Raw genomic sequence first — 23,016 nt, 5'->3', positions numbered from 1 at the left:
CGATGGATAAATTCAGAAAGAAGAACGAAAAGCCGCGCGAGCGCGAAGCCGCGCCGGAAGGGGAGCTCTGCTGGGGGCGCAACCCAGTTATATCGCTGCTCGAAGAATCGCCCGAGCGCTGCATGAAGGTGCTTGTCTCCGAGACGATGCAGCCGCACGTCAAAACGAAGATAATCTCGCTCTGCCGCGAGGCGGGCGTAGTATTCCAGAACGCGGGACAGGCCGCGCTCGACCGCCTCACGAACGGCGAAAACCATCAGGGCGTCGCGGCCTACCTGACGCAGGCGAAGCTCTGGGACGCGGACGAGCTTCTCGAAAAACTTCCCGCCGCGCCCGAACCCGTCATGATACTGCTCTGCGACCACGTGCAGGACCCGCACAACCTCGGAGCGATGATACGCAGCGCTGAGGCCGCGGGAGCCTCCGCAGTCCTGATCCCGAAGCGCGGCGGCTGCCTGCCGACAGGGACGGTAATCAAGACGAGCGCCGGAGCCGCGCTGCGCGTTCCCGTCGCGCTGACCGGCAACGTCGCGCAGACCGTGCGCAAGCTCCAGGAGGCCGGCTTCTGGGTGACGGGCCTCGACATGAACGGACGCGACACGCTCTTCCGCGAAGACCTTCCGCCGCGCAGCGCGATAGTCGTCGGCGCGGAGGGAAGCGGCCTCGGCACCGCGACGGCGAAAGCCTGCGACGACGTGCGCTTCATCCCGATGCGCGGAACAGCGGGGTCTCTCAACGCCTCGGTAGCCGCCGCGCTCGCAATGTTCGAATGGGCGCGCAGCGTGGGGAAGATTTCATAAAACAGGCTAAAGTTATATGTACCTGGAATTGGTAAACTGTTACAGGACGACGAGGAAGTACGGCGAAGATATAAAGCCGCGTCCTCCCGTGAGCGAAGCACAGATAGCCGGGGCGGAGGAGCGTCTCTGCACGCGCTTTCCGCAAGAGCTGCGCGCCATGATGCTTGAGATGGACGGCGACTGCGACTTTCTGCTCTCGCTGGAAGAGATTATCGAATACAACGAGGCCATGCCCTCCGAGCGGTTCGCCGGAGCGAAGCCCCTCTTCGTTGCGACGGACGGCGCGGGCGCCTTTACGGCTATGCAGCAAAAGACGGCGGCGCGGAAAGCTCAAAGCTCGTCTTCTGGGACCACGAGACGGGCGAAATTTTCGACTGCGAAGGCGCGGCCGCAGATTCTCTCTATGAATTGATAAAGCAGTTCTACGATGTCAGCTTCGGCGAATTTTTGGACGGCGTCCGGCCTTAAAGAGCGGCGCTTAGAGGTGCGGAATGTTAATCGCCGCCGCTGCGTTCCGGATAAAAGATGCCTGACATTAAAAAATGCGGGGAAGCCTAACGCAATGGCTTCCCCGCATTTTTGCCGCTCAACAATCAACCGTATGGCGCGCCGGATAGTTCAAGGAAATTTCTACCTCTTACCTCACCGGCTCCCGCACGCGCCCTCCCAGACGACCTTGCGGTAATTTTCGGGATCTGTCGCGCCCTCGGTGGAGAATAGCAGGACGCGCGAATCTTTGCCGAGCTTGAGCTTTTCGCGCAGCGGCGCTAATTCGCCGTCGCGCATCAGCGCGTAGAGGAAGCCGAGCGGGGCCGCGCCCGATTCGCCCGAGATGACGCGCGGGTCGCCCGGCAGCGGCGCTCCGAGGACGCGCATGCCGTCGGCGGCGACGCGGTCCGGCAATGACGCGAAGGCCGTGACTTTGTCCTTGAGTATCTGCCACGATGTTATGCTTGGCTCGCCGCATGCGAGCCCCGCCATTATCGTGCGCATGTCGCCGCCTACGGTGCGGATGCTTCCGTCGCCCGCGCAGGCGGAGCGGTAGAGGCAGTCGGCCTGGTCCGATTCGACGACGGCGAAAACGGGCGGATTGTCGTGATATTTGTTCGCGAAGTATCCGACGACCGCCCCGGCGAGCGAGCCGACGCCCGCCTGTACGAATACATGCGTCGGCGCGGCGTTCGCAGCCGCCGCAAACTGTTCGTCCGCCTCCATCGCCATCGTTCCGTAGCCCTGCATTATCCACGACGGGATTTCTTCGTAGCCTTCCCACGCCGTGTCCTGTATCAGCACGCCGCCCGGCGTTTCCGCCGCGGCCTTCGCAGCCTTGCGCACGCAGTCGTCGTAGTTGAGTTCTTCTATCGTCGTAAACGCGCCCTCGGCGCGGATGTTTTCGAAGCGCGCCGGCTGCGAGCCCTTCGGCATCATGATGACGGCTTTCTGTCCGAGCACCCTCGCGGCCCACGCGACGCCGCGGCCGTGGTTGCCGTCGGTCGCGCTGAAAAACGTTATCTCGCCGGTCTGCTCTTTCAGTTCGCACGAGGTGAGCGCGGCGTAGCTGAGCTCTTCGAGCGGGCGGCCTGTGAGCTTCGATATGTAACGCGCCATCGCGAAGGAGCCGCCGAGCACCTTGAAGGCGTTGAGGCCGAAGCGGTACGACTCGTCCTTAACGCAGAGCTTCGCGACGCCGAGGAACTCCGCGAGACGGTCGAGGCCGGCCAGCGGAGTCTCCGCGTACTGCGGAAAGCTTTCGTGAAATGCGCGCGCCGCTCTGACGTTCGCAGGCGCCATTATCTCAAGCTCTTTGTCCTCGCCCTTGGGCATTATGTTCTCAGTCCACTTGATGCCGTACATCTTTCGTCCTCCCTGTGTGTTTGCTTCGGAACGCTCTGAATATAACAAGAGCGCGGCGCTCCGTCAACGTAGGGGCTGAGGCGGGGCGAAACGGCGTTTTCCGCGGCGCGAAAAATCTCGGAAAAACTTTTGAATTTCGTTGTTGACATTACAGCGAATTCATATATAATACTCTTCGTCCGGCCCGATTGGGGTATGGTGCAACGGCAGCACGCCTGACTCTGGATCAGGTAATCGAGGTTCAAATCCTTGTACCCCAGCCACTTCTTTGCAAGACGGTCCCTTCGTCTAGGGGCCCAGGACGGCGGGTTCTCAGCCCGTTAACAGGAGTTCGAATCTCCTAGGGACTGCCATCATAAAGCGAAAGCGGAATGTCGAAAGATGTTCCGCTTTTTGCGTATCTTGTAGAATTTAACAAAATTTACCGTTCCCGTCAATCTATTCAGCGGCGCGCTCTTTCCTTTATATGCCGCTCAATATGAGAACTTTTTAACTTTGTTCTAAAGACTAAAAAGGAAAATAGTATCAGCGAGCCGCTTTTGTGCGCACGTCTGCGCTGCTGGACGGCCTCCGGCGCGCAGGCCGCGCAGGCGCGCCCGGCACGGCGCTGCTGCAGCCCGATCATGCGTTTTTTGAAAAGGTCAATCCGCATAATTCGCGAATATCGACTTCTTTAGTTAAGCAAATAGAATGAAAGACCTTTTTTAATGAATTTTCATACGAATTTAACTATATAGTTTAAGACAGGCCGTTTTTGTGTTATGGAACGTATAAAAAGAGCTTTTTTATCGTGCCGCTATATTTTATACTAATGTGTGAAAATTGACGCAATTTAAGATTACAAGTAGAATCATATACTGTACTGCGAAATATCTTCTGATTTATAGGAGCATGGGAGGGGGTGACTTGATTGGCGGATAATCTTGCACAGGAAATTCGCGAGCAGGAAGCCGCGGCGAAGAGCATCGTCTCCGACGCGAAAGCGGAAGCCGCGAAAATGATCGCCGCCGCTCAGTCCGAAGCGGAGCAGTCTGTCAAGAGCACAAAACAGCAGTGCCACAGACAGTGGCGCGAAAGAGTCGCCGAGGCTGAAAAAGAGGCCGAAGCGAAGGCTCTGGAGATAACGAAAAAGGGCGAGCAGGACGCTAAGGCGTTCTACGAAGGTAAGAAGAAGGACACCGACGAGGTTGCAGACTGGCTGGTAAGAGAGGTGATGGCGTCTTATGGCTCTCGCTGAAATGTGTAAGGCGCGGATTGCCGTCCATAAATCCGCAGCCGATGAATTAGCGGCCAGCCTTCAGGCGCTGGGATGCTGCGAGTTCGCCGCGAAGACGGGCGAACAGCCGCAGCAGGCCGGAGCAGCCGAACCGCTTCGTGAGAAAAAACGCCGCATCGACGAACAGATCGGCGACGCGAAGTTCGTAATCCGCCTTTTGGAGCCTTACGAAACGCACGAGGGCGGTCTCGGCAAGATGCTGAGCGGCGCGCCGTCGCTCACTTTCGGCGAGCTGGCAGCTAAGATTGACGAACAGAAATTTGCAAAACTTACGTCTTCTCTGAGGGACATCGAAAAGGACCTCACGGAGACGAGGGCTGAGCTTTCGCGCCTGAAAGGGCTTCTGACTCAGGCCGTTTTGCTGGAAAAGATCAAATATCCGCTTGAATTTTTTACAACGGGGACAGAGACCATAAGCGGCGCTATCTACAGCGTTTCAAAGAACGCGGCTCCCGCGCTGCGCGAGAAAATCGCGGCGGAGCTCGGAGAGATGGCGGAGCTTCAGGAAATCCCCGGAGCGGAGAAAGATCCGAACACCGTGTTCGCGCTGCTTTACAGAAAGTGCGACGCGGAGAAGCTTCAGGGCGCGCTCGCGGAGAGCGGCGCTTCGCGCGTCGAGGTGCCGAAGGACTTTACGCTCACCTCTTCGGAGGAAAAAGAGCAGTTGTCCGCCAAGATAGCCGCCTGCGAAGACAAGGAACGCGAGCTTTCCGAAAAGCTTGCCGCGCGCGCCGATTCCGCTCTTGCCGCGGCGCGCGACCACTGCGACTACTGGAACATCGTGGGCCGCAGGCTCGAGGCTATGGAGTCCGGAGAGCCGACCGACGACGTGCTTATCTGGGAGCTCTGGACGCCGAAGTCCGAGCTCGGCCGCGTGAAGGCCGTCGTCTCCCGCTACGAGCAGTATACGGAATTTGCGGAGGTTGAGCCGGAGGAGGGCGAGGAGGCGCCGACGCTCCTCAAGAACCCGCGTTGGTCCTCGTCGCTCGAGCCGCTTACGATAATGTACGGCACGCCGACCTACGGCAAGGTGGACCCGACCACGCCTATGGCTCCGTTCTTCTTCCTCTTCATGGGGATGTGCTTCGGAGACGCGGGCTACGGCCTCGTCGTCGCCGGCATTCTCGGCTATTTCCTCGTGAGGTACCAGCTGCCGGACACTCTGCGCAAATTCTTCGTAATGGTGACGGTCGGCATGTGCGTCTCTGTCGCCTTCGGCGCGATAACGGTGTCGTGGTTCGGCGACTCCGTCACGGCGTTCCCGTTCCTCAGCGGAATAGCCCCGGCGCTGACCAGCATACAGCTGCTCAACCCGATGGGCGACCCGATGACGCTGCTCATGATTTCGCTCGCGCTTGGGTTCATCCAGATTCTCTACGGGCTCTTCATCGCCTTCTCTGAGAACTGGAAGGCCGGCGACAAGTTCGCGGCCTGCGCCGACCAGGGCGGTTGGATACTCTTCCTCTGCGGCCTCGTGCTCTTCGGCTGCGCCGCCGGAGGCTACGTATCCGCATCGCTCGCTCTGCCGGGCAAGATAGTCGCCGCCGCCGGAGCCGTTATACTCGTCGCGACGCAGGGCAGGGAGAAACCGAGCATCTTCGGCAAAATCTTCTCCGGCGTCATGAGCCTCTATAACGTCACCGGCTATCTCGGAGACGTGCTGAGCTACAGCCGCCTTCTCGCGCTCGGCCTCGGCTCCGCCGCGGTAGGCATGGTCATCAACCTGCTTGCGAAGCTCGTCGCCGACGTGCCGTACGTAGGAATAGTGCTCGCAGTGCTGCTCTTCGTAGTGGGGCATCTTTTCAGCATCGCGGTGAACCTCCTCGGAGCGTTCATCCATCCGCTGAGGCTTCAGTACGTCGAGTTCTTCGGCAAGTTCTACGACGCCGCCGGACACGATTTCGCTCCGCTGAGCAACGCGGCTCAGTACTCACAGATTTCCGATAAATCTACAAATTAGCTGACAAGCAGCACAATTTTTCAAGGAGGTAAAGTTTATCATGGAAACAATTCTCGCAACAATGGGTGATCAGCTTGGACAGATGCTCGTTATTCTGGGCGCCGCTCTCGCGGTCGGCTTTGCAGGTTCGGGCTCGGCGTGGGGCATCGGGCTCGCCAACGAAGCGGCGGCCGGCATTATGACAGAGGACCCGAAGAAATTCGGTTACGCGCTCGTCCTTCTCGCCCTTCCCGGAACGCAGGGTATCTACGGCCTTCTCGTAGCGGTCCTCGCGATGCAGAAGTCCGGCCTTCTCGGCGGCGACGTGGCCCTCACCGTATGGCAGGGTCTCGGCATCTGCTTCGCCTGCCTCCCCATCGCGATAGTCGGATTCTACTCGGCCATCTGGCAGGGTAAGTCCTCCGCGGCCTCCATACTCATGATAGCCAAGCGCCCCGACCAGATAGGTAAGGCCGTCATCCTCCCCGCCATGTGCGAAACGTACGCGGTCTTCGGCCTCCTTATAAGCATTCTGTTGCTCAACGGAATCCAGCTCTAAGCAAAGAAGACTGAACGTCATGTCTTTAGCTCAGATTACAGAAAAGATAAGGAACGACGCTCAGAAAGAAGCGGACGAAATCCTTGCCAAAGCCAAGGCCCAGGCCGAAGCCCTCACAAGCAGGGCCGACAGGGAGTGCGCTGAGATACAGGCGGGATTCGACGACCGTTTCGGAGCGGAACGTCCCGAAATAATGAAGCGCAGGGAGATAGTCGCTAACATCGACGTCAGCAAGATGATGCTCAGCGCGAAGCGCGAGCTTATCGAAGACGTCTACCGCGGCGCTCTCGAGAAGATGAAGGCTCTTCCGAAGGACGAGTACCTCGCCTTCTGTACCAATCTTCTCGACGGCGCGGTCTCCACGAAGGACGAGCAGGTCGTCGTCGGCGAGGATGAAAAGTACATCGACGGCGCGTGGCTCGACTCGTACAACGCCGCCCACGGCACGAAGCTCGCGTTCGCGGACGAGCGTGCCGAGATATCCGGCGGGTTTATCCTCAGAAGAGGCAGAATAAGCGTAAATTGCTCGTGGAAGATGCTTCTCAAGGTCTCTCAGGAAAAACAGGAATCTGACGTTGTAAAGCGTTTGTTCCCGTCCGCGTGAAGAGGGAGGTGGTCTGATGTCATATAAGGAGGCTTACGGATATGCCGTGGCGCGCATACGCGCTATGGAGCTGCGCCTTCTTGACGCCTCGGTCTTCACGAGGATGCTCGACGCCGAAGATACAGCTTCGGTGCTGAAGGTTCTCGGCGAGACTTCCTACGCGGCAGCGCTGACATCAGTCTCCGGCGAAGGCGGAATCGATAAAGTCCTTGAAACAGTGCTGCACGACACCTATGAAGAGGTAAATTCGTTCGTGCCGCAGAAGGAGCTTGTCGCTCTGCTCCGGCTGCCGTATGACTTCAGCAACGCCAAGGTCATGCTGAAGAGCGTCTTCAGCGTGAGGAGCGGCGGAAAGAAGAGATGGGACCTCCTCACCTCGCTTGCGTCCTACCCGGTGGACAAGCTGATCTCCGACGTAGAGACGGAAGACTATCAGCTGCTTCCCTTCGGGCTCAGCACGCTCTTCCCGAAGTGCCTCTCCGTATGGGAGCAGAGCCGCGACGTGCTCGAAGCCGAAAGGCTCCTCGACAGGCAGATGTTCGCGGTTATGCTCGAAGAGGCCGAGAAGCTCGCCATCCCGGAGATACTCGCGTGGGTGAAGCTGCGCATCGACGGAGAAAACATCCGCTCGCTCATGCGCCTCAAACGCTTCGGCTTTGATTCGTCGCGCGCCGCGTCCTTCCTGCACGAAGGCGGCAACGTCGACGCCGGCACGCTCGCGCCGATGATAGCCGAGCCGTTCGAGACGTGGGGAAGGATGATAGACTACTCCGACTTCGCGGGGCTCCTCGCGTCGATAGACGCGGGCGCGTCGTTCGCGGACGTTACGATGAATCTGGAAAAGGCGCTCGACGACTACTATCTGAGCTCCATTTCCGGAAGCCGCTACAGCCCCAACGCCCCCGGCAACGTCGTAGCGTACCTCTGGGCGAAGGAGCTTGAAGTCAAAAATATACGCATGATCGTCGTATCCAAGTCGACCGGCAAAGACAACGATCAGGTAAGGAGGCTTCTGCGTAATGTCTGCGCATAAACAGAGAGCCCCGATGGCGGCGGTCGGCAGCTACGAGAGCATTCTGCCCTTCAAGGCGATAGGGCTGGACGTGGTGGTGGTCACGGAAGAAAACCGCGCGGCAGTTCCCCAGACGCTGAGCAAGTTCTCGCGTTTGGGCTACGCGGCGCTCTTCCTCGAAGAGCCGCTCTACGCCGAGTTCAGGGAGACCGTCGACGAGATAAACGAATATTCCGATATAAGCATAATTCCCGTGCCCAACCAGACAGGGTCGATGGACGTAGGGCTTCAGTCGATACGCCGCAACGTCGAGCGCGCGGTTGGAATGGACATATTCGGTGATAAATGATGATTATGATGGAGGCGATTTAATTTGACCACACCAAACGCCGTTACCGGATATATTGAAAAGATATCCGGCCCGCTTGTAATAGCCGGCGGCATGGCCGGAGCCTGTATGTTCGACGTCGTTAAAGTCGGGCACGCCGGCCTTGTCGGTGAAATAATAGAACTCAAGGACGACCAGGCGTCCGTCCAGGTTTACGAAGAAACTTCCGGCCTTGCGCCGGGAGAGCCCGTCGTCAGCACCGGAGAGCCGCTCTCCGTCGAGCTGGCCCCGGGGCTTATCGAGGAATTCTTCGACGGAATCCAGCGTCCGCTCGAAGCCATTCAGGAAAAGGCGCAGAGCCCCTATATCCTGAGAGGCATCAGCGTCCCCGCCGTCAGCCGCACGCGCAAATGGAACTTTGAGCCCAAGGCGCAGGCCGGAGACGAAGTCGGCCCCGGCGACGTCATCGGTATCGTAAAAGAGACCGTCCTCGTCGAGCACAGAATAATGGTTCCGCACGGAGTTGCGGGAACCGTCAAAGAAATAAAGAGCGGCGAATTCACCGTAGAAGAAACCGTCTCCGTCATCACGGACGCGAAAGGACGCGACCACGAGGTCAAGATGCTCCAGCGCTGGCCCGTCCGTACGCCGCGCCCCGTCGTCAAGCGCCTCCCGCCTGAGGTTCCCCTCACGACCGGACAGCGCGTCGTCGACACCTTCTTCCCGATAGCGCGCGGCGGCACCGCCTGCGTCCCGGGACCGTTCGGCTCGGGCAAGACGGTCATTCAGCACCAGCTCGCGAAGTGGGCGGACGCCGAAATCGTCGTCTACATCGGATGCGGCGAACGCGGAAACGAGATGACGGACGTTCTTCTCGAATTCCCGGAACTCGAAGACCCGCGCTCCGGCCAGCCGCTTATGAAGAGAACGCTGCTCATCGCAAACACCTCGAACATGCCCGTCGCGGCGCGTGAAGCGTCCATATACACGGGCATCACGATAGCCGAGTACTTCCGCGACATGGGATACTCAGTCGCGCTTATGGCCGACTCGACCTCGCGCTGGGCGGAAGCTCTCCGCGAAATGTCCGGACGCCTTGAAGAAATGCCCGGCGAAGAAGGATACCCGGCCTACCTCGGTACGCGCCTCGCCTCCTTCTACGAAAGAGCCGGACGCGCGATCTGCTTCGGCAAGGACGGGCGCGAGGGCGCCGTCTCCGTCATCGGAGCCGTTTCGCCTCCGGGCGGCGACCTTTCCGAGCCTGTAACGCAGAACACGCTCCGCGTCACGAAGGTCTTCTGGGGACTCGACTCGCAGCTCGCCTACCAGCGCCACTTCCCGGCGATCAACTGGCTCAACAGCTACTCGCTCTACGCGCAGAAGCTCGGTGAATACTGGGACGGCTTCTACGACGGAGAGTGGAGCGTCTACCGCACGGAAGCGATGTCGCTGCTAGAAGACGAAGACAAGCTCAAGGAAATCGTCCGCCTCGTCGGCGTCGACGCACTTTCCAAGGAAGAGCGCATGGTCCTCGAGACTTCCAAGTCCATACGCGAAGACTTCCTGCACCAGAACTCCTTCCACGAGATAGACACATACGCCTCGATGGACAAGCAGTTCAAGATGCTGCGCAATATCCTCACCTTCCATTCGCTCGGGATGCAGGTCTTAAAGCGCGGCGGCACTATGCGCTCCGTATTCGAGCTGCCGATACGCGAAGAGATTTCCCGCATGCGCTACACGGAAGAGAACGATCTGGCGAAGCTCGACGAGCTCGAAACCAGAATAAAATCGGAACTCGGCAAACTGCTTGCAATGGGAGGTGAGCACGATGAGGTTGCCTGAGGAATATAAGACCATCTCCAACCTTTCGGGCCCGCTTATGATGGTCAACAAGGTGAGCGACGTCAGCTATGACGAACTCGCCGAAATAACGCTCGCCAACGGCGAGCACCGCCGCGGCCGCGTGCTCGAAATCAGCGGAGACCGCGCCCTCGTCCAGGTCTACGAGGGAAGCAGCGGAATAGACGTAAACACGACGCAGGTGCGTTTCCTCGGAGACGTTCTGAAGCTGCCCGTCTCGCGCGACATGCTCGGACGTATCTTCAACGGACGCGGCGACCCCATCGACGGCGGCCCCGCGATAATTCCGGAGACGACGCTCGACGTCAACGGAAACCCGATGAACCCCTTCTCGCGCGACTACCCGTCGGAATTCATCCAGACCGGTATTTCGACCATCGACGGAATGAACCCGCTGGTCCGCGGACAGAAGCTCCCGATATTCTCGGGAAGCGGTATGCCGCACAACAGAATGGCCGCGCAGATTGCGCGTCAGGCTACGGTTATCAGCGGTCACTCCGACTTCGCCGTCGTCTTCGCCGCGATGGGCATCACCTTTGAAGAAGCCTCTTTCTTCATGGAGGACTTCCGCAAGACCGGCGCGCTCCAGCGTACCGTCATGTACGTCAACCTCGCGGACGACCCCGCGATCGAGCGTATATCGACGCCGCGCCTCGCGCTGACCGCGGCGGAGTACCTCGCCTTTGAAAAGGGAATGCACGTCCTCGTCATACTGACGGACCTTACGAACTACTGCGAAGCGCTCCGCGAAATCTCCGCGGCGCGTAAGGAAGTCCCCGGACGCCGCGGCTACCCTGGCTACCTCTACACCGACCTTGCGACGATGTACGAGCGCGCCGGACGCCTGCGCGGCAAGAAAGGCTCCATCACGCAGATTCCTATCCTGACGATGCCCGAAGACGACAAGACCCACCCGATCCCCGACCTTACGGGCTACATCACGGAGGGACAGATCATCCTTTCGCGCACGCTGCACCGCAAGGGCATCTATCCGCCGGTCGACGTCATGCCGTCGCTCTCGCGACTCAAGGATAAGGGTATAGGCAAGGGCAAGACGCGCGAGGACCACGCCGACCTCATGAACCAGCTCTTCGCCGCCTACTCGCGCGGTAAGGAAGCGAAGGAACTCGCCGTCATCCTCGGCGAAGGCGCGCTCTCCGAAGAGGACAAGGCCTTCGCGAAATTCGCGGACGAGTTCGAGGACAGATACGTGCGTCAGGGCGAATACGACAACCGCACGATAGAGGACACGCTCCAGCTCGGCTGGGAGCTCCTCACCATCGTACCGGTCAGAGAACTTAAGCGCGTCAGAGACGAGTACATAGAGAAGTACCTTAAGCCGCTCGTAGAGGCAAAAGAGGAACTCGCGCACCAGGAACAGTAGGGAAGGGGTGACCTTCAATGGCAAAGGCGCTTAACGTCAACCCCAATAGAATGGAGCTCTCGCGGCTCAAGCGTCAGCTTGTAGTCGCGAAGCGCGGCCATAAGCTGCTGAAGGACAAGCAGGACGCGCTCGTCAAGGAATTCCTCGTCCGCGCGAGGTCTACCTACGAGCTGCGCCTCAGCGTCGAAAAGGAACTCGGCGAATGCTACGGCGGATTCCTGCTCGCCCGCGCGCAGACCCTCCCGCAGGTGCTGGAGCAGACGCTCATGGCGGCGAGCGGAGACCTTCGCGTCAACGTCGAATACAGAAACGTAATGAGCGTTCGCGTGCCGGAGTACGAACTGCCCGAGCAGCAGTCCGAGCTAAACTACGGCCTCGCGGCCTCGCCGGGAAGCCTCGACGTCGCGCTCGAAAAATTCCTCGCCGTGATGCCGAAGCTCGTCCACCTCGCCGCAGAGGAAAAGGCTGTCCGCGCGATGGCGCTCGAAATAGAGCGCACGCGCCGCCGCGTCAACGCGCTCGAGCACGTCATGATTCCGTCGTTCACGGAGGCGATACGCTCCATCTCGATGAAGCTCGAAGAGATGGAACGCTCGACGCTGAGCAGGCTCATGGTCATCAAGGAAATAGTCAGAAACCACTAAAAGCACCACGTTTTTTCCGCACGGCGCGCTTTCGGGCGCGCCGTTTTTCTATGCCACCGGGCGTATAATTATTGTGTGTTGGGAGGGATTTATCATGCAGTACACAGACTTTGGAAAGACAGGGCTGAAGGTCTCGCGCTTCGGCCTCGGGACGATGCGCCTGCCCGCCGACGAAAAAGCCGCGATGGAGATCGTGCGCTATGCGATAGACCACGGCGTAAACTACATTGACACGGCCTACATCTACGCGGGGAGCGAAGAACTTCTCGGCAAGGCGCTCGCTGACGGCTACCGCGAAAAGGTCACGCTCGTGACGAAATGCCCCGTCATATACTCGCAGTCGCACGCGGACTTCGAAAAGTTCCTCGACGAACAGCTTCGCCGTCTGAAGGTCGACTATGTCGACGTCTACATGCTTCACAACCTCAGCCCAGGCGTTTGGGAAAAGGTTAAAAAATACGACGGCATACCGTTCCTCGAAGAAATGCGCAAAAAAGGAAAGATACGCTTCAAGGGTTTCTCGATCCACAACACCTTCGAGGCCTTCAAAGAAATAATAGCGAGCGCGCCGGACTGGAGCATGACGCAGATACAGCTCAACATCCTCGACCAGTACAACCAGGCCGGAGGCACGCAGGGGCTCAAATACGCCGCGGCGCAGGGACTGCCCGTCGTAATCATGGAACCGCTGCGCGGCGGCTCACTAGTCGAGGAGCTCTCCGACGAAGGGCGAAAGCTTATAGAGGAATTCCCCGAGAAGCGCACTTTCGTCGAATGGTGCATGCGCTGGCTATACAGCAAGCCCGAGGCGAGCGTCATATTGAGCGGAACGTCGACGCTCGACCAGCTGAAAGACCAGCTGCGCATCTTCGAGCACGCCGCGCCGAACGTCATGGGCGAAGCGGAGGAGAGGCTGATAACGGAGCTGCGCAGGACCTTCGAGGCGCAGGCGCTTATCTGCTGCACCGACTGCAAATACTGCCTGCCGTGCCCTAAAACGGTCCTCATACCGAGCGCCTTCGCCTACTACAACCGTTACATGAGGACGCGCGACGAAAGCATCAAGAAAGCCTACATGTCGGGCAGCCGCAAGGCCGACCTCTGCGTCGGCTGCCGCCAGTGCGAACGCCACTGCCCGCAGGGTCTGGAGATATCGAAGCTGCTGAAGGAAGTCCACGCCGTCCTCTCAAACTGAGCCGCGCGGCGCTATGTTATAATAACGACTCAGAGTATCCGAGCCAGCCGCCGGCGCGCAGCGCGGGAGGAAAGTCCGGGCTCCGCAGGGCGTGATGCAGGAGAAATTCCTGCGGGTGCGAACCCAGGGAAAGTGCCGCAGAAAAGCAAACCGCCGCGAAAGCGGTAAGGATGAAAAGGCGGGGTAAGAGCCCACCGGCCGCGAGGGGAACCCGCGGGCCTGGCAAACCCCATCAGGAGCAAGGTCGAATAGGGGAGGATGAGGCGGCCCGCCGACTCCCGGGTACGACCGCTGAAGCCCGCGCGCAAGCGCGGGATTAGATAAATGGCTGGCGGGGGACGTCCCCTTACAAAACCCGGCTTACAGGGTGCTCTGCGCCGCGGACCGTGCAAACGGCCCGCGGTTTTTTCGTGTCCCGCCAGTTTGACGTCCCCGGCTGCGCGCACGCGCTTTGACGTTACGTATAACGGCGTTATAAAATAAATCAACCAGACAATTCGAGGTGCCGTCATGAAACTTTATGAAATTGCTGAAGCTATAGAGAAAAGAGTGCCGAAGGAGTGGGCGGAGCCGTGGGACAATCCGGGGCTGCTTGCGGGGGAGCGCGGCGCGGAGGTTGAGAAGATAGCCGTCGCGCTGGACGCCTCGCCGCGCACCGTGGCGCTGGCTGCTGAGCGCGGCTGCGGCCTGCTCGTCACGCACCATCCGATTATTTTCCGTCCCGTCAAGTCGGTAGTCGACGACTGCCATGCGGGGCGGACGCTGCTTTCCGCGGTAAAAAGCGGCGTCGCGCTTTACGCGGCGCATACGAACTGGGACTCATCGCCCGAGGGCGTGAATTTCGTTCTCGCTTCGGAGCTCGGGCTGAAAAATATCGAGCCGCTAGCTCCTTCGCAGAGCGGCGCGTGGGGGCTCGGGGCCGCCGGCGACCTGCCGCGTCCCGTCCGTCTCGGCGCGCTCGGCGAGCTGTTGCGCGAGCGCTGGAATCTGTCCGCGCTCTCGCTCCACGGAAATCTGAAAACTTGCGTGCGCCGCGTCGCGCTCGGCGGCGGTGCCTGCATGGACTTCTGGCCCGAGGCTCTGGCGCTCGGCGTCCAGTGCTTCATCACGGCCGACGTTTCGTACCATCCGCGCGAGGAGGCGCAGGAGGCGGGGCTTTGCGTCGCGGCCTGCGACCACGGCGAGATGGAGCGCGTGTCGCTTCACGCGCTCGCGGCGCTCGTCGCGGAGCAGACGGGGCTCCCCGTGACTCTCCTGGAAGGCGCTGACGCGGATACGGAGGACGGCCTTGGCGGAAGGTAACGCGGCGTCCGCGCCGGAAGAGCGCAGCGAGGCCGGCTTCGAGGTCCATCTCGGCAGCTTCTCCGGACCGCTCGACCTGCTCTGCCATCTCGTGGAGTCGCGCGAGATGGACGCCGTGAAGCTGAACCTGACGGAGCTGGTCACGCAGTATATAGATTTCCTTGTGCGCGCGAAGGGGGCGACGCTGAACGAGCTCGCCGACTTTTTCTCCTTTGCGAGCCGTCTGTTGCTGCGCAAGGTGGACTCGCTCTTTCCCGACCGTGCGCCCGCGCCGGACGAAATCCTCCCCGAGGAAGACGATTTTGTCTCGGAGGAGGAGCTTGCGTTCATCATGAACCGCTACCGTCCGTACAGGGCGGCGGCGCGCTGGCTCGCGGCCGCGAAAGAGGAACGCGAGCGCTGCTTCCTGCGTGTGACGGACGAGGAGGACAATTATTATTACGACATAGGCGACCTTGAGATGCTCGCCTCCAAATGGTGGGAGCTGGAGGCACGCATCGAAGAAAGCCGCGCCGCGGCGCAGTACGACGAGGATACGATGCTCTGGGACGAAATCCCCGACGCCGTGCCCGAGGAACGCCAGATAGAAGAACGCATGGATGAGCTGATGCGCATAGTCGCGGGGCGCAGGCTGCCGCTCGGCGAGTTGCTGGCCGAGCGCAGCAAAAAGACGCTTATCGTGACGCTGCTTGCGCTGCTCGAGCTTTCGCGCCTCGGCATGGTCCATATAATCCAGCCGGAGACGCTCGGAGGTGTTGAAATTGCCGCCTGTTGATGAAAATTACTCGCTCGGATTGATAGAACGGCAGGTGGAAGCGCTGCTTTTCGTCTCTCCGCAGCCCGTGGCGGCGGAGACGATAGCGGCGCATCTCGGAATTTCCGCGGAACGCGCCGAAGCCGCGATAAAGACGCTGCGCGCGCAGTATGCGAAGGGACGCGGCATAACGCTGCTGCATCTGGGCGGCGGCTGGCAGATGGCGACCGCGCCCGACCTGGCGGACACGGTCGAAAGCTTCGCGGCCTTCCTTTCGACGCAGCGCATCAGGCTGTCGCGCGCGGCGCTCGAAACGCTTTCCGTAATCGCCTACAATCAGCCGATAACGATGTCGGAGATAGAGGAAATCCGCTCCGTGCGCTGCGACCGCGTCGTCGAGACGCTGCTGAAAAACGGCCTTATAGACAGGCCGCGCAGCGACAGCCGCAAGAAATCCATGCGCCGCTACCGCACGACGAACAAATTTCTCGAAATATTCGGCCTTTCAAGCATAAGCGCGCTCCCGACGCTCGAAGAGCTTCGCGGAGAGTACGAGGACGACGGAACGGACGAACCGGAGCCGGAAAACGGCGCGCCGGAGAATGAAACGACGGAGGAGACGAACGGCGATGAGTGAGGGAACGATACGGCTCAACAGATACCTCGCGATGTGCGGCGCAGGCGCGCGGCGCAAGGTTGAGGAATTTATAACGGCGGGGCGCGTGCGCATAAACGGCGAAATTGTGGACGAGCCCGGGCGGCAGGTAGCGCCCGGCGACGTCGTGGAGCTCGACGGACGCGAGCTCTCTCCGGTGGAACCGACGTACCTCATCTTCAACAAGCCGAAGGGCGTGCTATCCGCGGTCGAGGACTCGCGCGAGCGCACCGTCATCGACATTCTGCCGCCGTCTATGGACCGTCTGCGTCTCTTTCCCGTAGGGCGGCTTGACCGCGACAGCGAAGGGCTGATAATCCTGACGAACGACGGAATGTTCTCGCAGGAGCTGATACATCCGCGCAACGGCTTCACAAAGACCTACGAGGTGGAACTTCGCCGCCCGATGGACGAGCCTACGCTGATACAGTGGACGAAGGGCGTCGACGCGGAGGGTACGTTCCTCAAGCCGCTCTCGGTGCGCCGCCTCGCGCGCAATCCTATGCAGTGCTGGTTCGAGGTTGTCCTGGGCGAAGGGATAAAGCGCGAAATCCGCCTCATGGCGCGCGCGCTTGGAAACGACGTGCGCCGCCTGCTGCGCCGCAAAATCGGCAAACTGACGCTGAAGACGCTGCCCGCCGGCGAATTTATATCCGTAGACCGCGAAACGCTCTGGCGTTACATAAAAGAGGGAAAGACCGTATAGCGAAGCACGCGCGTACAGTTCATCAGGCAAAGCAAAAACAGGCCGCTCCGGGCGAAGATGTCCGGAGCGGCATATTTTTATCCGCGCTTCAATAACGCCGGCCGCTTAAAAAAATATGATTTTCAGACAGAGGCCGTAGGCTATGAAAAGACTGAGGAAGACTGCGGCGGATAGCGTGTCCTTCTGTATTCGCACGTCCTCGCGGAACGCCGGGCCGTCGTTCGTGTCTATGCGGCGCTCGACCGCCGTGTTGATAAGCTCGACGACGATGGGGGAGAGCGACGCGAGGAACACGAGGAACACGTCGTCGAAATCACAGCCCCAAAACAGCGCGAGCGCGACGAAGCCCGCCGCCGCAAGAAATTCATTGCGCACCGCCTTCTCCGTCATGAACGAGACGCGCAGCCCGTTCAGCGAGTAGAGCGTCTTATTGAATAGATTGCCGTTCTTCCATTTCTCCAACGTCCGCACCTCCGAAGCCGAAGCCACGCGCTAATTATAGCAAAGGCAGGCGCGCGTCCGATGGGTATATTTGCCGCCGCGGAAAAAATAAGCGCGCCGTCCGCCGCCGCGTTTGTATATTTGTCCGCGTTTCGCTATAATAACAAAGTTGTATATTGTGGAGTCCCGCCGCGGATTCCATTCTCTTTAGACGGAGGTTTTTTTATGGCGAACGACTATAAGGACACGCTGTTCCTGCCCAAGACGGATTTCCCGATGCGCGCGAATCTGTCGCAGAGGGAGCCGGAATTTCTGAAATTCTGGTACGACATCGACGTTTACGGCGAGCTGAAGAAAAAGAACAAGGACAAGCCCTCTTTCATCCTTCACGACGGGCCGCCTTACGCGAACGCGAGCATCCATATCGGAACCGCGACGAACAAGATTCTCAAGGACTTCATAGTTAAGTATAAATGGCAGCGCGGATACTTCACGCCATACGTTCCGGGCTACGACACGCACGGGCTCCCCATCGAGCTCAAGGTTCTCAAGGAGCTGAACGTCGGCAAGGACGAAATCTCGCCAGTCGAGCTGCGCCAGAAGTGCGCCGCCTACGCGCGTTCGTTCGCCGATGTGCAGACGGGGCAGTTTAAGCGCCTCGGCGTCATCGGCGACTGGGAGCATCCTTACATGACGCTGGTCCCTGCGTTCGAGGCGACGGAGCTCGAAGGCCTCGCCGAAATGGTGGACAAGGGGCTCGTCTACAAGGGACGCAAGGCGATCTACTGGTGCACCGACTGCCAGACGGCGCTCGCCGCGGCGGAAATCGAGTACGGCGACGAGACATCGCCCTCCATCTTCGTAGCTTACGAGTACACCGACGCCGCGAAGGTCTTCCCCGAGCTCGCCGGAAAGGACGTCAACGTCATAATCTGGACGACGACGCCGTGGACGCTTCCCGCCTCGATGGCGGTCGCGGTCCATCCGCGCTACGACTACGGCTTCTACGAGTGCTGCGGCAAGGTCTACCTCATCGCCGTCGGCCTCAAGGCCGAGGTCGAGAAGGCGACTGGGCTTGAGCTCGGCGAGCCTGTCCTCGTCTGCAAGGGACAGCAGCTTGAGCTTTCGCTCGCGAAGCACCCGTTCTATGACAGAGCCGTTCCGTTCGTGCTCGCCGACTACGTCACGCTCGACTCCGGTACCGGATGCGTCCACACCGCCCCCGGCCACGGAAGCGACGACTATGAGACGGGCGTACGTTACGGCATAGAGGTCTACAACCCAGTGGACCCGACGGGACATTATTACGCCGACACTCCGATTTTCGGCGGCATGTCGCTCGCCGAGGGCGAGAAGAAGGTCTTCGAGCTTCTCGAAGAATCGCGCCGCCTGCTCGGAAAGCTGAAAATCACGCACTCCTACCCGCACTGCTGGCGCTGCAAGAAGCCGGTCATCTTCCGCGCCACCGACCAGTGGTTCGTCGCCGTCTCGGAATTCCGCGACCAGGCGCTCAAGTGCATCGACGAGGTTAAATGGATTCCCGACTGGGGCAAGGATCGTATCACGAACATGGTGCGCGACCGCTCTGACTGGTGCATCAGCCGCCAGCGCACATGGGGCGTTCCGATACCGGCCTTCTACTGCGAGGACTGCGGCGAGGTCATCCTCACGGGCGACCGCGTGCGCCGCGTAGCGGAGAAGGTGCGCGAGCACGGCAGCGACTGCTGGTGGACGATGACGCCCGAAGAGCTCGTCGGCGACCTTGCGGTATGCCCGAAGTGCGGGAGCAAGCACCTGCGCAAGGACTCCGACATCATGGACGTGTGGTTCGACTCCGGCACGAGCCACTCCGCCGTCCTTGACAACTGGGAGGACCTCAGCTGGCCCGCCGACCTCTACCTCGAGGGCAGCGACCAGCACCGCGGATGGTTCCAGACCTCGCTGCTGAACAGCGTCGCGACGCGCGGCACGGCCCCATACAGGATGGTCCTGACGCACGGCTTCATAATGGGCCCCGACGGTCAGAAAATGTCGAAATCCCTCGGCAACGTCATGAAGCCGGAGAAGATAATCGAAAAGAACGGCGCGGACATACTTCGCCTCTGGGTCGCCTCGTCCGACTACCGCGGCGACGTGCGCATCTCGGAAGAGATATTCCGCAACCTCATCGAATCCTACCGCAGAATACGCAACACGGCGCGCTTCCTGCTCGCGAACCTCGCGGGCTTCAATCCCGCCGAGGACATGCTGCCGCACGAGGAGCTCGCGCCCGTCGACCAGTACATACTGCTCAAGCTCGAGCGTCTGCGTTCACGCGTGACTGACGGCTTCGACAACTACGAGTTCCATCAGCCGATGACGCTGATTCACCAGTTCTGCGACAACGAGCTCTCGTCGTTCTACATCGACGTGAGCAAGGACAAGCTCTACGCCGACGCGGAGCACGCGAAGAGCCGCCGCTCGATACGCACCGTCATGTGGCAGGTGCTCGAGACCATCACGCAGATGATGTCGCCCGTCCTTTCGTTCACTGCGGAAGAGATTTGGCAGAAGATGCGCGAGATGGACCCGACGCTTGCGAAGAGCGTCCTGCTCGCCGACTGGCCCGAGCCGCTCGCGGAGGGTATCGACCCCGCCGTCGAGGAGGAGTGGGACCTTCTGCTCATGGCGCGCCAGGGCGTGCTGCGCGGCCTCGAGGCTGCGCGCGGAAAGGGCATCATCGGACATCCGCTCGACGCCGACGTGCAGGTGAAGCTCAGCGACTACTACAAGCCGCTCGCGGGCAGGATAAGCGACGAGACGTGGGAGAACATCCTCATCGTCTCCGGATGCCACGTCGTCGATGAGATTTCCGGCGCGGAGAACGTCTACGAGGACGAGACGACGGGGCTCACCGTCGGCGTCAGCAAGTCGAAGGACGAGAAATGCCCGCGCTGCTGGAAGCACCGCCACGAAGTCGCCGAAAAGGGTATCTGTGACCGCTGCGCCGATGTCGTCGGAAAATAACGAAGAACTTTCGATAAACAACTGCCTTGAGGAAGAGGGGGAGGGGCGCGAGTCCGCTCCCTCTTCTTTTCAGGAATTTGCGATAGGCGCGGAGCTCGACGGCCACAGGCTCGATTTCGCGCTCTCCCGCCTCATGGGCATCAGCCGCGGCTACGCGCAGAAGCTCATCAAAGAGGGCAACGCGAAGCTGACGCCGGAGCGGCGCATAAAGCCCTCCGTCAAGGTCGCGGCGGGAGACGCGCTCGGCGTCATCGTGCCGCCTGCGGAGACGCTCGACCTCGAGCCGCAGGACGTGCCTTTCGAGGTGGTATACGACGACGAGGATATAATCGTCGTCAACAAGCCCGCCGGGCTCGTCGTCCACCCCGCGCCGGGCCACTGGAGCGGAACGCTGGTTCACGGCCTTCTGTTCCGCTATCCTGATTTAGGCGCGCTCAACGGCGTCCAGCGCCCCGGCATAGTGCACAGGCTCGACGCGACGACCTCGGGGCTGATGGTCGTCGCGCGCAACGGCCTGGCGCAGGAGGGGCTTTTCAAGGATTTCAAGGAAAGGCGCGTGCATAAGGAATACCTCGCGCTTTGCTGGGGAGAGCCGCCGCGCGCGGAAGGCTCGGTGAAATATCCGATCGGGCGCGACCCGTACAGCCGCCTGAAAATGGCCTGCGTCGAGGATGGGCGCGAGGCCTGGACCGATTACAAAAAGCTCCGGAGCTTCGGCGGAAAATCGCTAGTAATATGCCGCCTGCACAGCGGGCGGACGCACCAGATAAGGGTTCACATGCAGGCGCTGCGCTGCCCGCTCGTCGGAGACAGGCTCTACGCGCCGTCGCGCCCGTCGCCGTTCGGCCCCGAGCGGGTATTCTTACATTCGTGGAGACTGGGCTTCACACATCCGCGCACTCGCGAGGAAATGCGCTTCGTCCGGCCGCTGCCGCCGGAGCTTGCAAATTATCTCAAAGAGCTGCGCGCGGGGACGAATTCTATTTAGGCGCTCTTTCGCTCCACAGCGCCGGTTCTCCTGCAATCGTCGAAAATTCCTTATAGGTTACGTTCGCCTCGCCGCCGCGTATCGGGCTGACGTATTTGCGGCGCGTGTAGTCGACGCGATGGCGCGGCTCGGCTTTAGCCTTGCTGTAGAAAACCGCGAGCGAGGCGCAGAAGGCCGCGAGCTCTTCAAATTCTTCGTCCGTCAGCGCGGAGGTCTGGCGCATTATGACGTGCGCGCCGGGCACGCCCTGTGCGTGGAACCACCAATCCTCGGGCGAGGCGAAGCGGAATGTCAGCCAACGGTTGCCCTTAGCGGAAAGCCCCGCGCAGACTATCGCCTTTTCAAATTCAAAACGCACGTGCGGCGGAAGCTGCGGCTCTTTTTTGCCGCCGCGCTTCTGCTGCGGCTTCGCCATGCCGAGCTCCTCTTCGAGCATCACGAGCGCCTGCGCGTCGTCGACCGCCGATGCGAGCGCAAGCTCCTCGCGCAGGTCTTCGAGCTCCTCCTCTACCTTCTGCACGAGCGACGCGGCGCGCTCCTGCGCCGAGACGATTTTTTTGTATTTTGCGAAATACGCCGCCGAGTTCTGCGAGGGAGATATGCGCGGATCGAGCGGAACTTTATGAGAAATTTCGTTCCCCTCCGCGTCGTAGCCGGTCAGCACCGCTTCGGAAACGCCGTGCTTGACGTTCCACATATTCGCGACGATGAGCTCGCCCCACAGCTTGAAGCGCGCGGGGCTTTCGTCGGCGAGCAGGCGGCGGATGTCGCCGAGCTGGCGCTCGCGCCGCGTGATTTCTTTTTCTATATGCTTGATGATATTTTTCCTGTGGTTCTCTATCGTGCCGTCCTTCATCGGCGCGAGCGCAATCAGCGCGCCGGTCGAGCCGTCGGGCAGTTTCTCGGCCTCCGGCAAAAGCTCCGGCAGCGCCGTGACGTATTTGCCGATCCTCTGCGCCGTCACCGGCGCGCTCGAATCGTCGTAAAGCCCGCGAAGATATTCCGCGGCGAGCCCTGCGGGGTAGGCGGCGAGGATTTTCAGCAGAGGCCTGCCGACGCCCGCGACCTTCGTCAGCGTGTCCTCGCGCGGCGCGGCGAGCCATTCTTCGAGCGGCGTGCCTCCGAAGAGCGGCGGCATGTGGTACGGCACGCCTGGCAGCACGGTGCGGAAGCTGTTGTCGGCGGGGTGGATGTGCTTCGCCGTTTCTATTATCAGGCCGTTCTCGTCCGTCATGACGAGGTTGCTGAAGCGCTCCATTATCTCGAGCACGAGCCGGCGCTCGGTGGAGAAGCCCGCGCCTATAGTCTTTCTGAAGGTGAATTCGAGAATCCTGTCGCGATGGAGCTGCGCGACGGAGACGAGCTGCGCGCCGGTCAGGTGGCTCTTGACTGCGTTCGTTATCGGCGGCGTCTGGCGCGCGGCTGCGAGCAGCGATTTTTTGTCGCGCGCGCTTATCACGGCCGCGCCGCAGTTCTGCGCGCCCCACGAAAGCAGCAGCTCCGCGCCGCCCGCGAGGGAAATTATGACGGCGCTGCCGCCGCCCTCGACGCGCTGGACGCGGCGGCCCGCGAGCGCCGAAAGCTCGCGGCTCCAGCTCCATATAAGTTCGGGACCGAAGGACAAAGCGATACCTCCAAACATAAACTTTCGACGAAATTATACACCATCGGCATTTCTCTAACGTCAACTATGAAATTATAAACCA

General features: G+C 60.5%; 21 protein-coding genes, 2 tRNA genes and 1 other RNA gene. 21 read left to right on the top strand and 3 right to left on the bottom strand.

The window, feature by feature from the left end:
• Positions 1-2 precede the first annotated feature (2 nt).
• Complete coding sequence (gene rlmB / locus ABGT66_RS08310) at positions 3-800, top strand: 23S rRNA (guanosine(2251)-2'-O)-methyltransferase RlmB (RefSeq protein ID WP_346690086.1); 798 nt, start codon at positions 3-5, stop codon at positions 798-800.
• A gap of 16 nt (positions 801-816) precedes the next feature.
• Positions 817-1,212: an SMI1/KNR4 family protein gene (locus ABGT66_RS08305; protein WP_346690084.1), complete on the top strand. Its 396-nt coding sequence runs from the start codon at positions 817-819 to the stop codon at positions 1,210-1,212.
• A gap of 230 nt (positions 1,213-1,442) precedes the next feature.
• On the opposite strand, the gene dpaL is transcribed toward ABGT66_RS08305, so the two are convergent.
• Complete coding sequence (gene dpaL / locus ABGT66_RS08300; protein WP_346690082.1) at positions 1,443-2,654, bottom strand: diaminopropionate ammonia-lyase; 1,212 nt, start codon at positions 2,652-2,654, stop codon at positions 1,443-1,445.
• Between the two features lie 189 nt (positions 2,655-2,843).
• On the opposite strand from dpaL, the gene ABGT66_RS08295 reads away from it, so the two are divergent.
• The 17 genes from ABGT66_RS08295 to ABGT66_RS08215 all read left to right on the top strand — a co-directional run bounded on the left by ABGT66_RS08295 (position 2,844) and on the right by ABGT66_RS08215 (position 16,875).
• Positions 2,844-2,917, top strand: a tRNA-Gln gene (locus ABGT66_RS08295).
• A gap of 14 nt (positions 2,918-2,931) precedes the next feature.
• Positions 2,932-3,007 (top strand) — tRNA-Glu (locus ABGT66_RS08290).
• Between the two features lie 557 nt (positions 3,008-3,564).
• Positions 3,565-3,891, top strand: coding sequence for a hypothetical protein (locus ABGT66_RS08285; RefSeq protein WP_294192622.1), 327 nt, complete (start codon positions 3,565-3,567; stop codon positions 3,889-3,891).
• Complete coding sequence (locus ABGT66_RS08280) at positions 3,878-5,890, top strand: V-type ATP synthase subunit I (protein ID WP_346690080.1); 2,013 nt, start codon at positions 3,878-3,880, stop codon at positions 5,888-5,890. Before ABGT66_RS08285 ends, ABGT66_RS08280 begins: the two co-directional genes overlap by 14 nt.
• A 40-nt stretch (positions 5,891-5,930) precedes the next feature.
• Complete coding sequence (locus ABGT66_RS08275; protein WP_294192624.1) at positions 5,931-6,428, top strand: V-type ATP synthase subunit K; 498 nt, start codon at positions 5,931-5,933, stop codon at positions 6,426-6,428.
• Positions 6,429-6,447: 19 nt separating this feature from the next.
• Positions 6,448-7,032, top strand: a complete 585-nt coding sequence (locus ABGT66_RS08270; protein ID WP_346690077.1) for a V-type ATP synthase subunit E family protein — start codon at positions 6,448-6,450, stop codon at positions 7,030-7,032.
• Between the two features lie 16 nt (positions 7,033-7,048).
• Positions 7,049-8,065, top strand: coding sequence for a V-type ATPase subunit (locus ABGT66_RS08265; protein ID WP_346690076.1), 1,017 nt, complete (start codon positions 7,049-7,051; stop codon positions 8,063-8,065).
• Positions 8,052-8,393: a V-type ATP synthase subunit F gene (locus tag ABGT66_RS08260; protein ID WP_346690074.1), complete on the top strand. Its 342-nt coding sequence runs from the start codon at positions 8,052-8,054 to the stop codon at positions 8,391-8,393. Before ABGT66_RS08265 ends, ABGT66_RS08260 begins: the two co-directional genes overlap by 14 nt.
• A 24-nt stretch (positions 8,394-8,417) precedes the next feature.
• The gene (locus ABGT66_RS08255) at positions 8,418-10,217 is read left to right on the top strand and encodes a V-type ATP synthase subunit A (RefSeq protein ID WP_346690072.1); all 1,800 of its coding nucleotides are present in this window, start codon (positions 8,418-8,420) and stop codon (positions 10,215-10,217) included.
• Positions 10,204-11,619 (top strand): V-type ATP synthase subunit B, encoded by a 1,416-nt coding sequence (locus tag ABGT66_RS08250; RefSeq protein ID WP_294192632.1) that lies wholly within the window; start codon positions 10,204-10,206, stop codon positions 11,617-11,619. Before ABGT66_RS08255 ends, ABGT66_RS08250 begins: the two co-directional genes overlap by 14 nt.
• 17 nt (positions 11,620-11,636) lie before the next feature.
• Positions 11,637-12,263, top strand: coding sequence for a V-type ATP synthase subunit D (locus ABGT66_RS08245; RefSeq protein ID WP_294192633.1), 627 nt, complete (start codon positions 11,637-11,639; stop codon positions 12,261-12,263).
• Between the two features lie 94 nt (positions 12,264-12,357).
• Complete coding sequence (locus tag ABGT66_RS08240) at positions 12,358-13,458, top strand: aldo/keto reductase (protein WP_346690071.1); 1,101 nt, start codon at positions 12,358-12,360, stop codon at positions 13,456-13,458.
• Positions 13,459-13,488: 30 nt separating this feature from the next.
• Positions 13,489-13,837, top strand: an RNA gene (gene rnpB, locus ABGT66_RS08235) — RNase P RNA component class A.
• A gap of 131 nt (positions 13,838-13,968) precedes the next feature.
• Positions 13,969-14,760, top strand: coding sequence for a Nif3-like dinuclear metal center hexameric protein (locus ABGT66_RS08230; protein WP_346690069.1), 792 nt, complete (start codon positions 13,969-13,971; stop codon positions 14,758-14,760).
• Positions 14,747-15,535 (top strand): segregation/condensation protein A, encoded by a 789-nt coding sequence (locus ABGT66_RS08225; protein ID WP_346690068.1) that lies wholly within the window; start codon positions 14,747-14,749, stop codon positions 15,533-15,535. Before ABGT66_RS08230 ends, ABGT66_RS08225 begins: the two co-directional genes overlap by 14 nt.
• Positions 15,522-16,151 (top strand): SMC-Scp complex subunit ScpB, encoded by a 630-nt coding sequence (gene scpB, locus ABGT66_RS08220; RefSeq protein ID WP_294195350.1) that lies wholly within the window; start codon positions 15,522-15,524, stop codon positions 16,149-16,151. Before ABGT66_RS08225 ends, scpB begins: the two co-directional genes overlap by 14 nt.
• Positions 16,144-16,875: a pseudouridine synthase gene (locus tag ABGT66_RS08215; protein ID WP_346690066.1), complete on the top strand. Its 732-nt coding sequence runs from the start codon at positions 16,144-16,146 to the stop codon at positions 16,873-16,875. The genes scpB and ABGT66_RS08215 overlap by 8 nt, the downstream gene beginning before the upstream one ends.
• Positions 16,876-16,980: 105 nt before the next feature.
• On the opposite strand, the gene ABGT66_RS08210 is transcribed toward ABGT66_RS08215, so the two are convergent.
• Positions 16,981-17,337, bottom strand: a complete 357-nt coding sequence (locus tag ABGT66_RS08210; protein WP_346690064.1) for a diacylglycerol kinase — start codon at positions 17,335-17,337, stop codon at positions 16,981-16,983.
• 204 nt (positions 17,338-17,541) lie between these two features.
• Between ABGT66_RS08210 and ileS the strand changes: the two genes are divergently transcribed.
• Together ileS and ABGT66_RS08200 are read left to right on the top strand one after the other, a co-directional pair.
• Entirely contained in the window at positions 17,542-20,322 is a 2,781-nt protein-coding gene (gene ileS / locus ABGT66_RS08205; protein ID WP_346690062.1) for an isoleucine--tRNA ligase, read from the top strand.
• A complete protein-coding gene (locus tag ABGT66_RS08200) occupies positions 20,306-21,310 on the top strand; it encodes an RluA family pseudouridine synthase (RefSeq protein WP_346690060.1) in 1,005 nt (334 codons plus the stop codon). The genes ileS and ABGT66_RS08200 overlap by 17 nt, the downstream gene beginning before the upstream one ends.
• Here ABGT66_RS08200 and ABGT66_RS08195 read toward each other — a convergent pair.
• Positions 21,303-22,934 (bottom strand): NFACT family protein, encoded by a 1,632-nt coding sequence (locus ABGT66_RS08195; protein ID WP_346690058.1) that lies wholly within the window; start codon positions 22,932-22,934, stop codon positions 21,303-21,305. The genes ABGT66_RS08200 and ABGT66_RS08195 overlap by 8 nt on opposite strands.
• Between the last annotated feature and the right edge of the window lie 82 nt (positions 22,935-23,016).

Source organism: uncultured Cloacibacillus sp., assembly GCF_963926575.1.
GTDB lineage: Bacteria > Synergistota > Synergistia > Synergistales > Synergistaceae > Caccocola > Caccocola faecigallinarum.
Note: the sequence above shows the minus strand (reverse complement) of the source record. Positions and strands in the feature narration are given on the sequence as shown.

Bases quoted from the DNA above. Each gene is read 5' to 3' on its own strand.
- rlmB (WP_346690086.1), top strand. From the start codon at position 3: ATGGATAAATTCAGAAAGAAGAACGAAAAGCCGCGCGAGCGCGAAGCC.
- ABGT66_RS08305 (WP_346690084.1), top strand. From the start codon at position 817: ATGTACCTGGAATTGGTAAACTGTTACAGGACGACGAGGAAGTACGGC.
- dpaL (WP_346690082.1), bottom strand. From the start codon at position 2,654: ATGTACGGCATCAAGTGGACTGAGAACATAATGCCCAAGGGCGAGGAC.
- ABGT66_RS08280 (WP_346690080.1), top strand. From the start codon at position 3,878: ATGGCTCTCGCTGAAATGTGTAAGGCGCGGATTGCCGTCCATAAATCC.
- ABGT66_RS08275 (WP_294192624.1), top strand. From the start codon at position 5,931: ATGGAAACAATTCTCGCAACAATGGGTGATCAGCTTGGACAGATGCTC.
- ABGT66_RS08270 (WP_346690077.1), top strand. From the start codon at position 6,448: ATGTCTTTAGCTCAGATTACAGAAAAGATAAGGAACGACGCTCAGAAA.
- ABGT66_RS08265 (WP_346690076.1), top strand. From the start codon at position 7,049: ATGTCATATAAGGAGGCTTACGGATATGCCGTGGCGCGCATACGCGCT.
- ABGT66_RS08260 (WP_346690074.1), top strand. From the start codon at position 8,052: ATGTCTGCGCATAAACAGAGAGCCCCGATGGCGGCGGTCGGCAGCTAC.
- ABGT66_RS08250 (WP_294192632.1), top strand. From the start codon at position 10,204: ATGAGGTTGCCTGAGGAATATAAGACCATCTCCAACCTTTCGGGCCCG.
- ABGT66_RS08245 (WP_294192633.1), top strand. From the start codon at position 11,637: ATGGCAAAGGCGCTTAACGTCAACCCCAATAGAATGGAGCTCTCGCGG.
- ABGT66_RS08240 (WP_346690071.1), top strand. From the start codon at position 12,358: ATGCAGTACACAGACTTTGGAAAGACAGGGCTGAAGGTCTCGCGCTTC.
- ABGT66_RS08230 (WP_346690069.1), top strand. From the start codon at position 13,969: ATGAAACTTTATGAAATTGCTGAAGCTATAGAGAAAAGAGTGCCGAAG.
- ABGT66_RS08215 (WP_346690066.1), top strand. From the start codon at position 16,144: ATGAGTGAGGGAACGATACGGCTCAACAGATACCTCGCGATGTGCGGC.
- ileS (WP_346690062.1), top strand. From the start codon at position 17,542: ATGGCGAACGACTATAAGGACACGCTGTTCCTGCCCAAGACGGATTTC.
- ABGT66_RS08200 (WP_346690060.1), top strand. From the start codon at position 20,306: ATGTCGTCGGAAAATAACGAAGAACTTTCGATAAACAACTGCCTTGAG.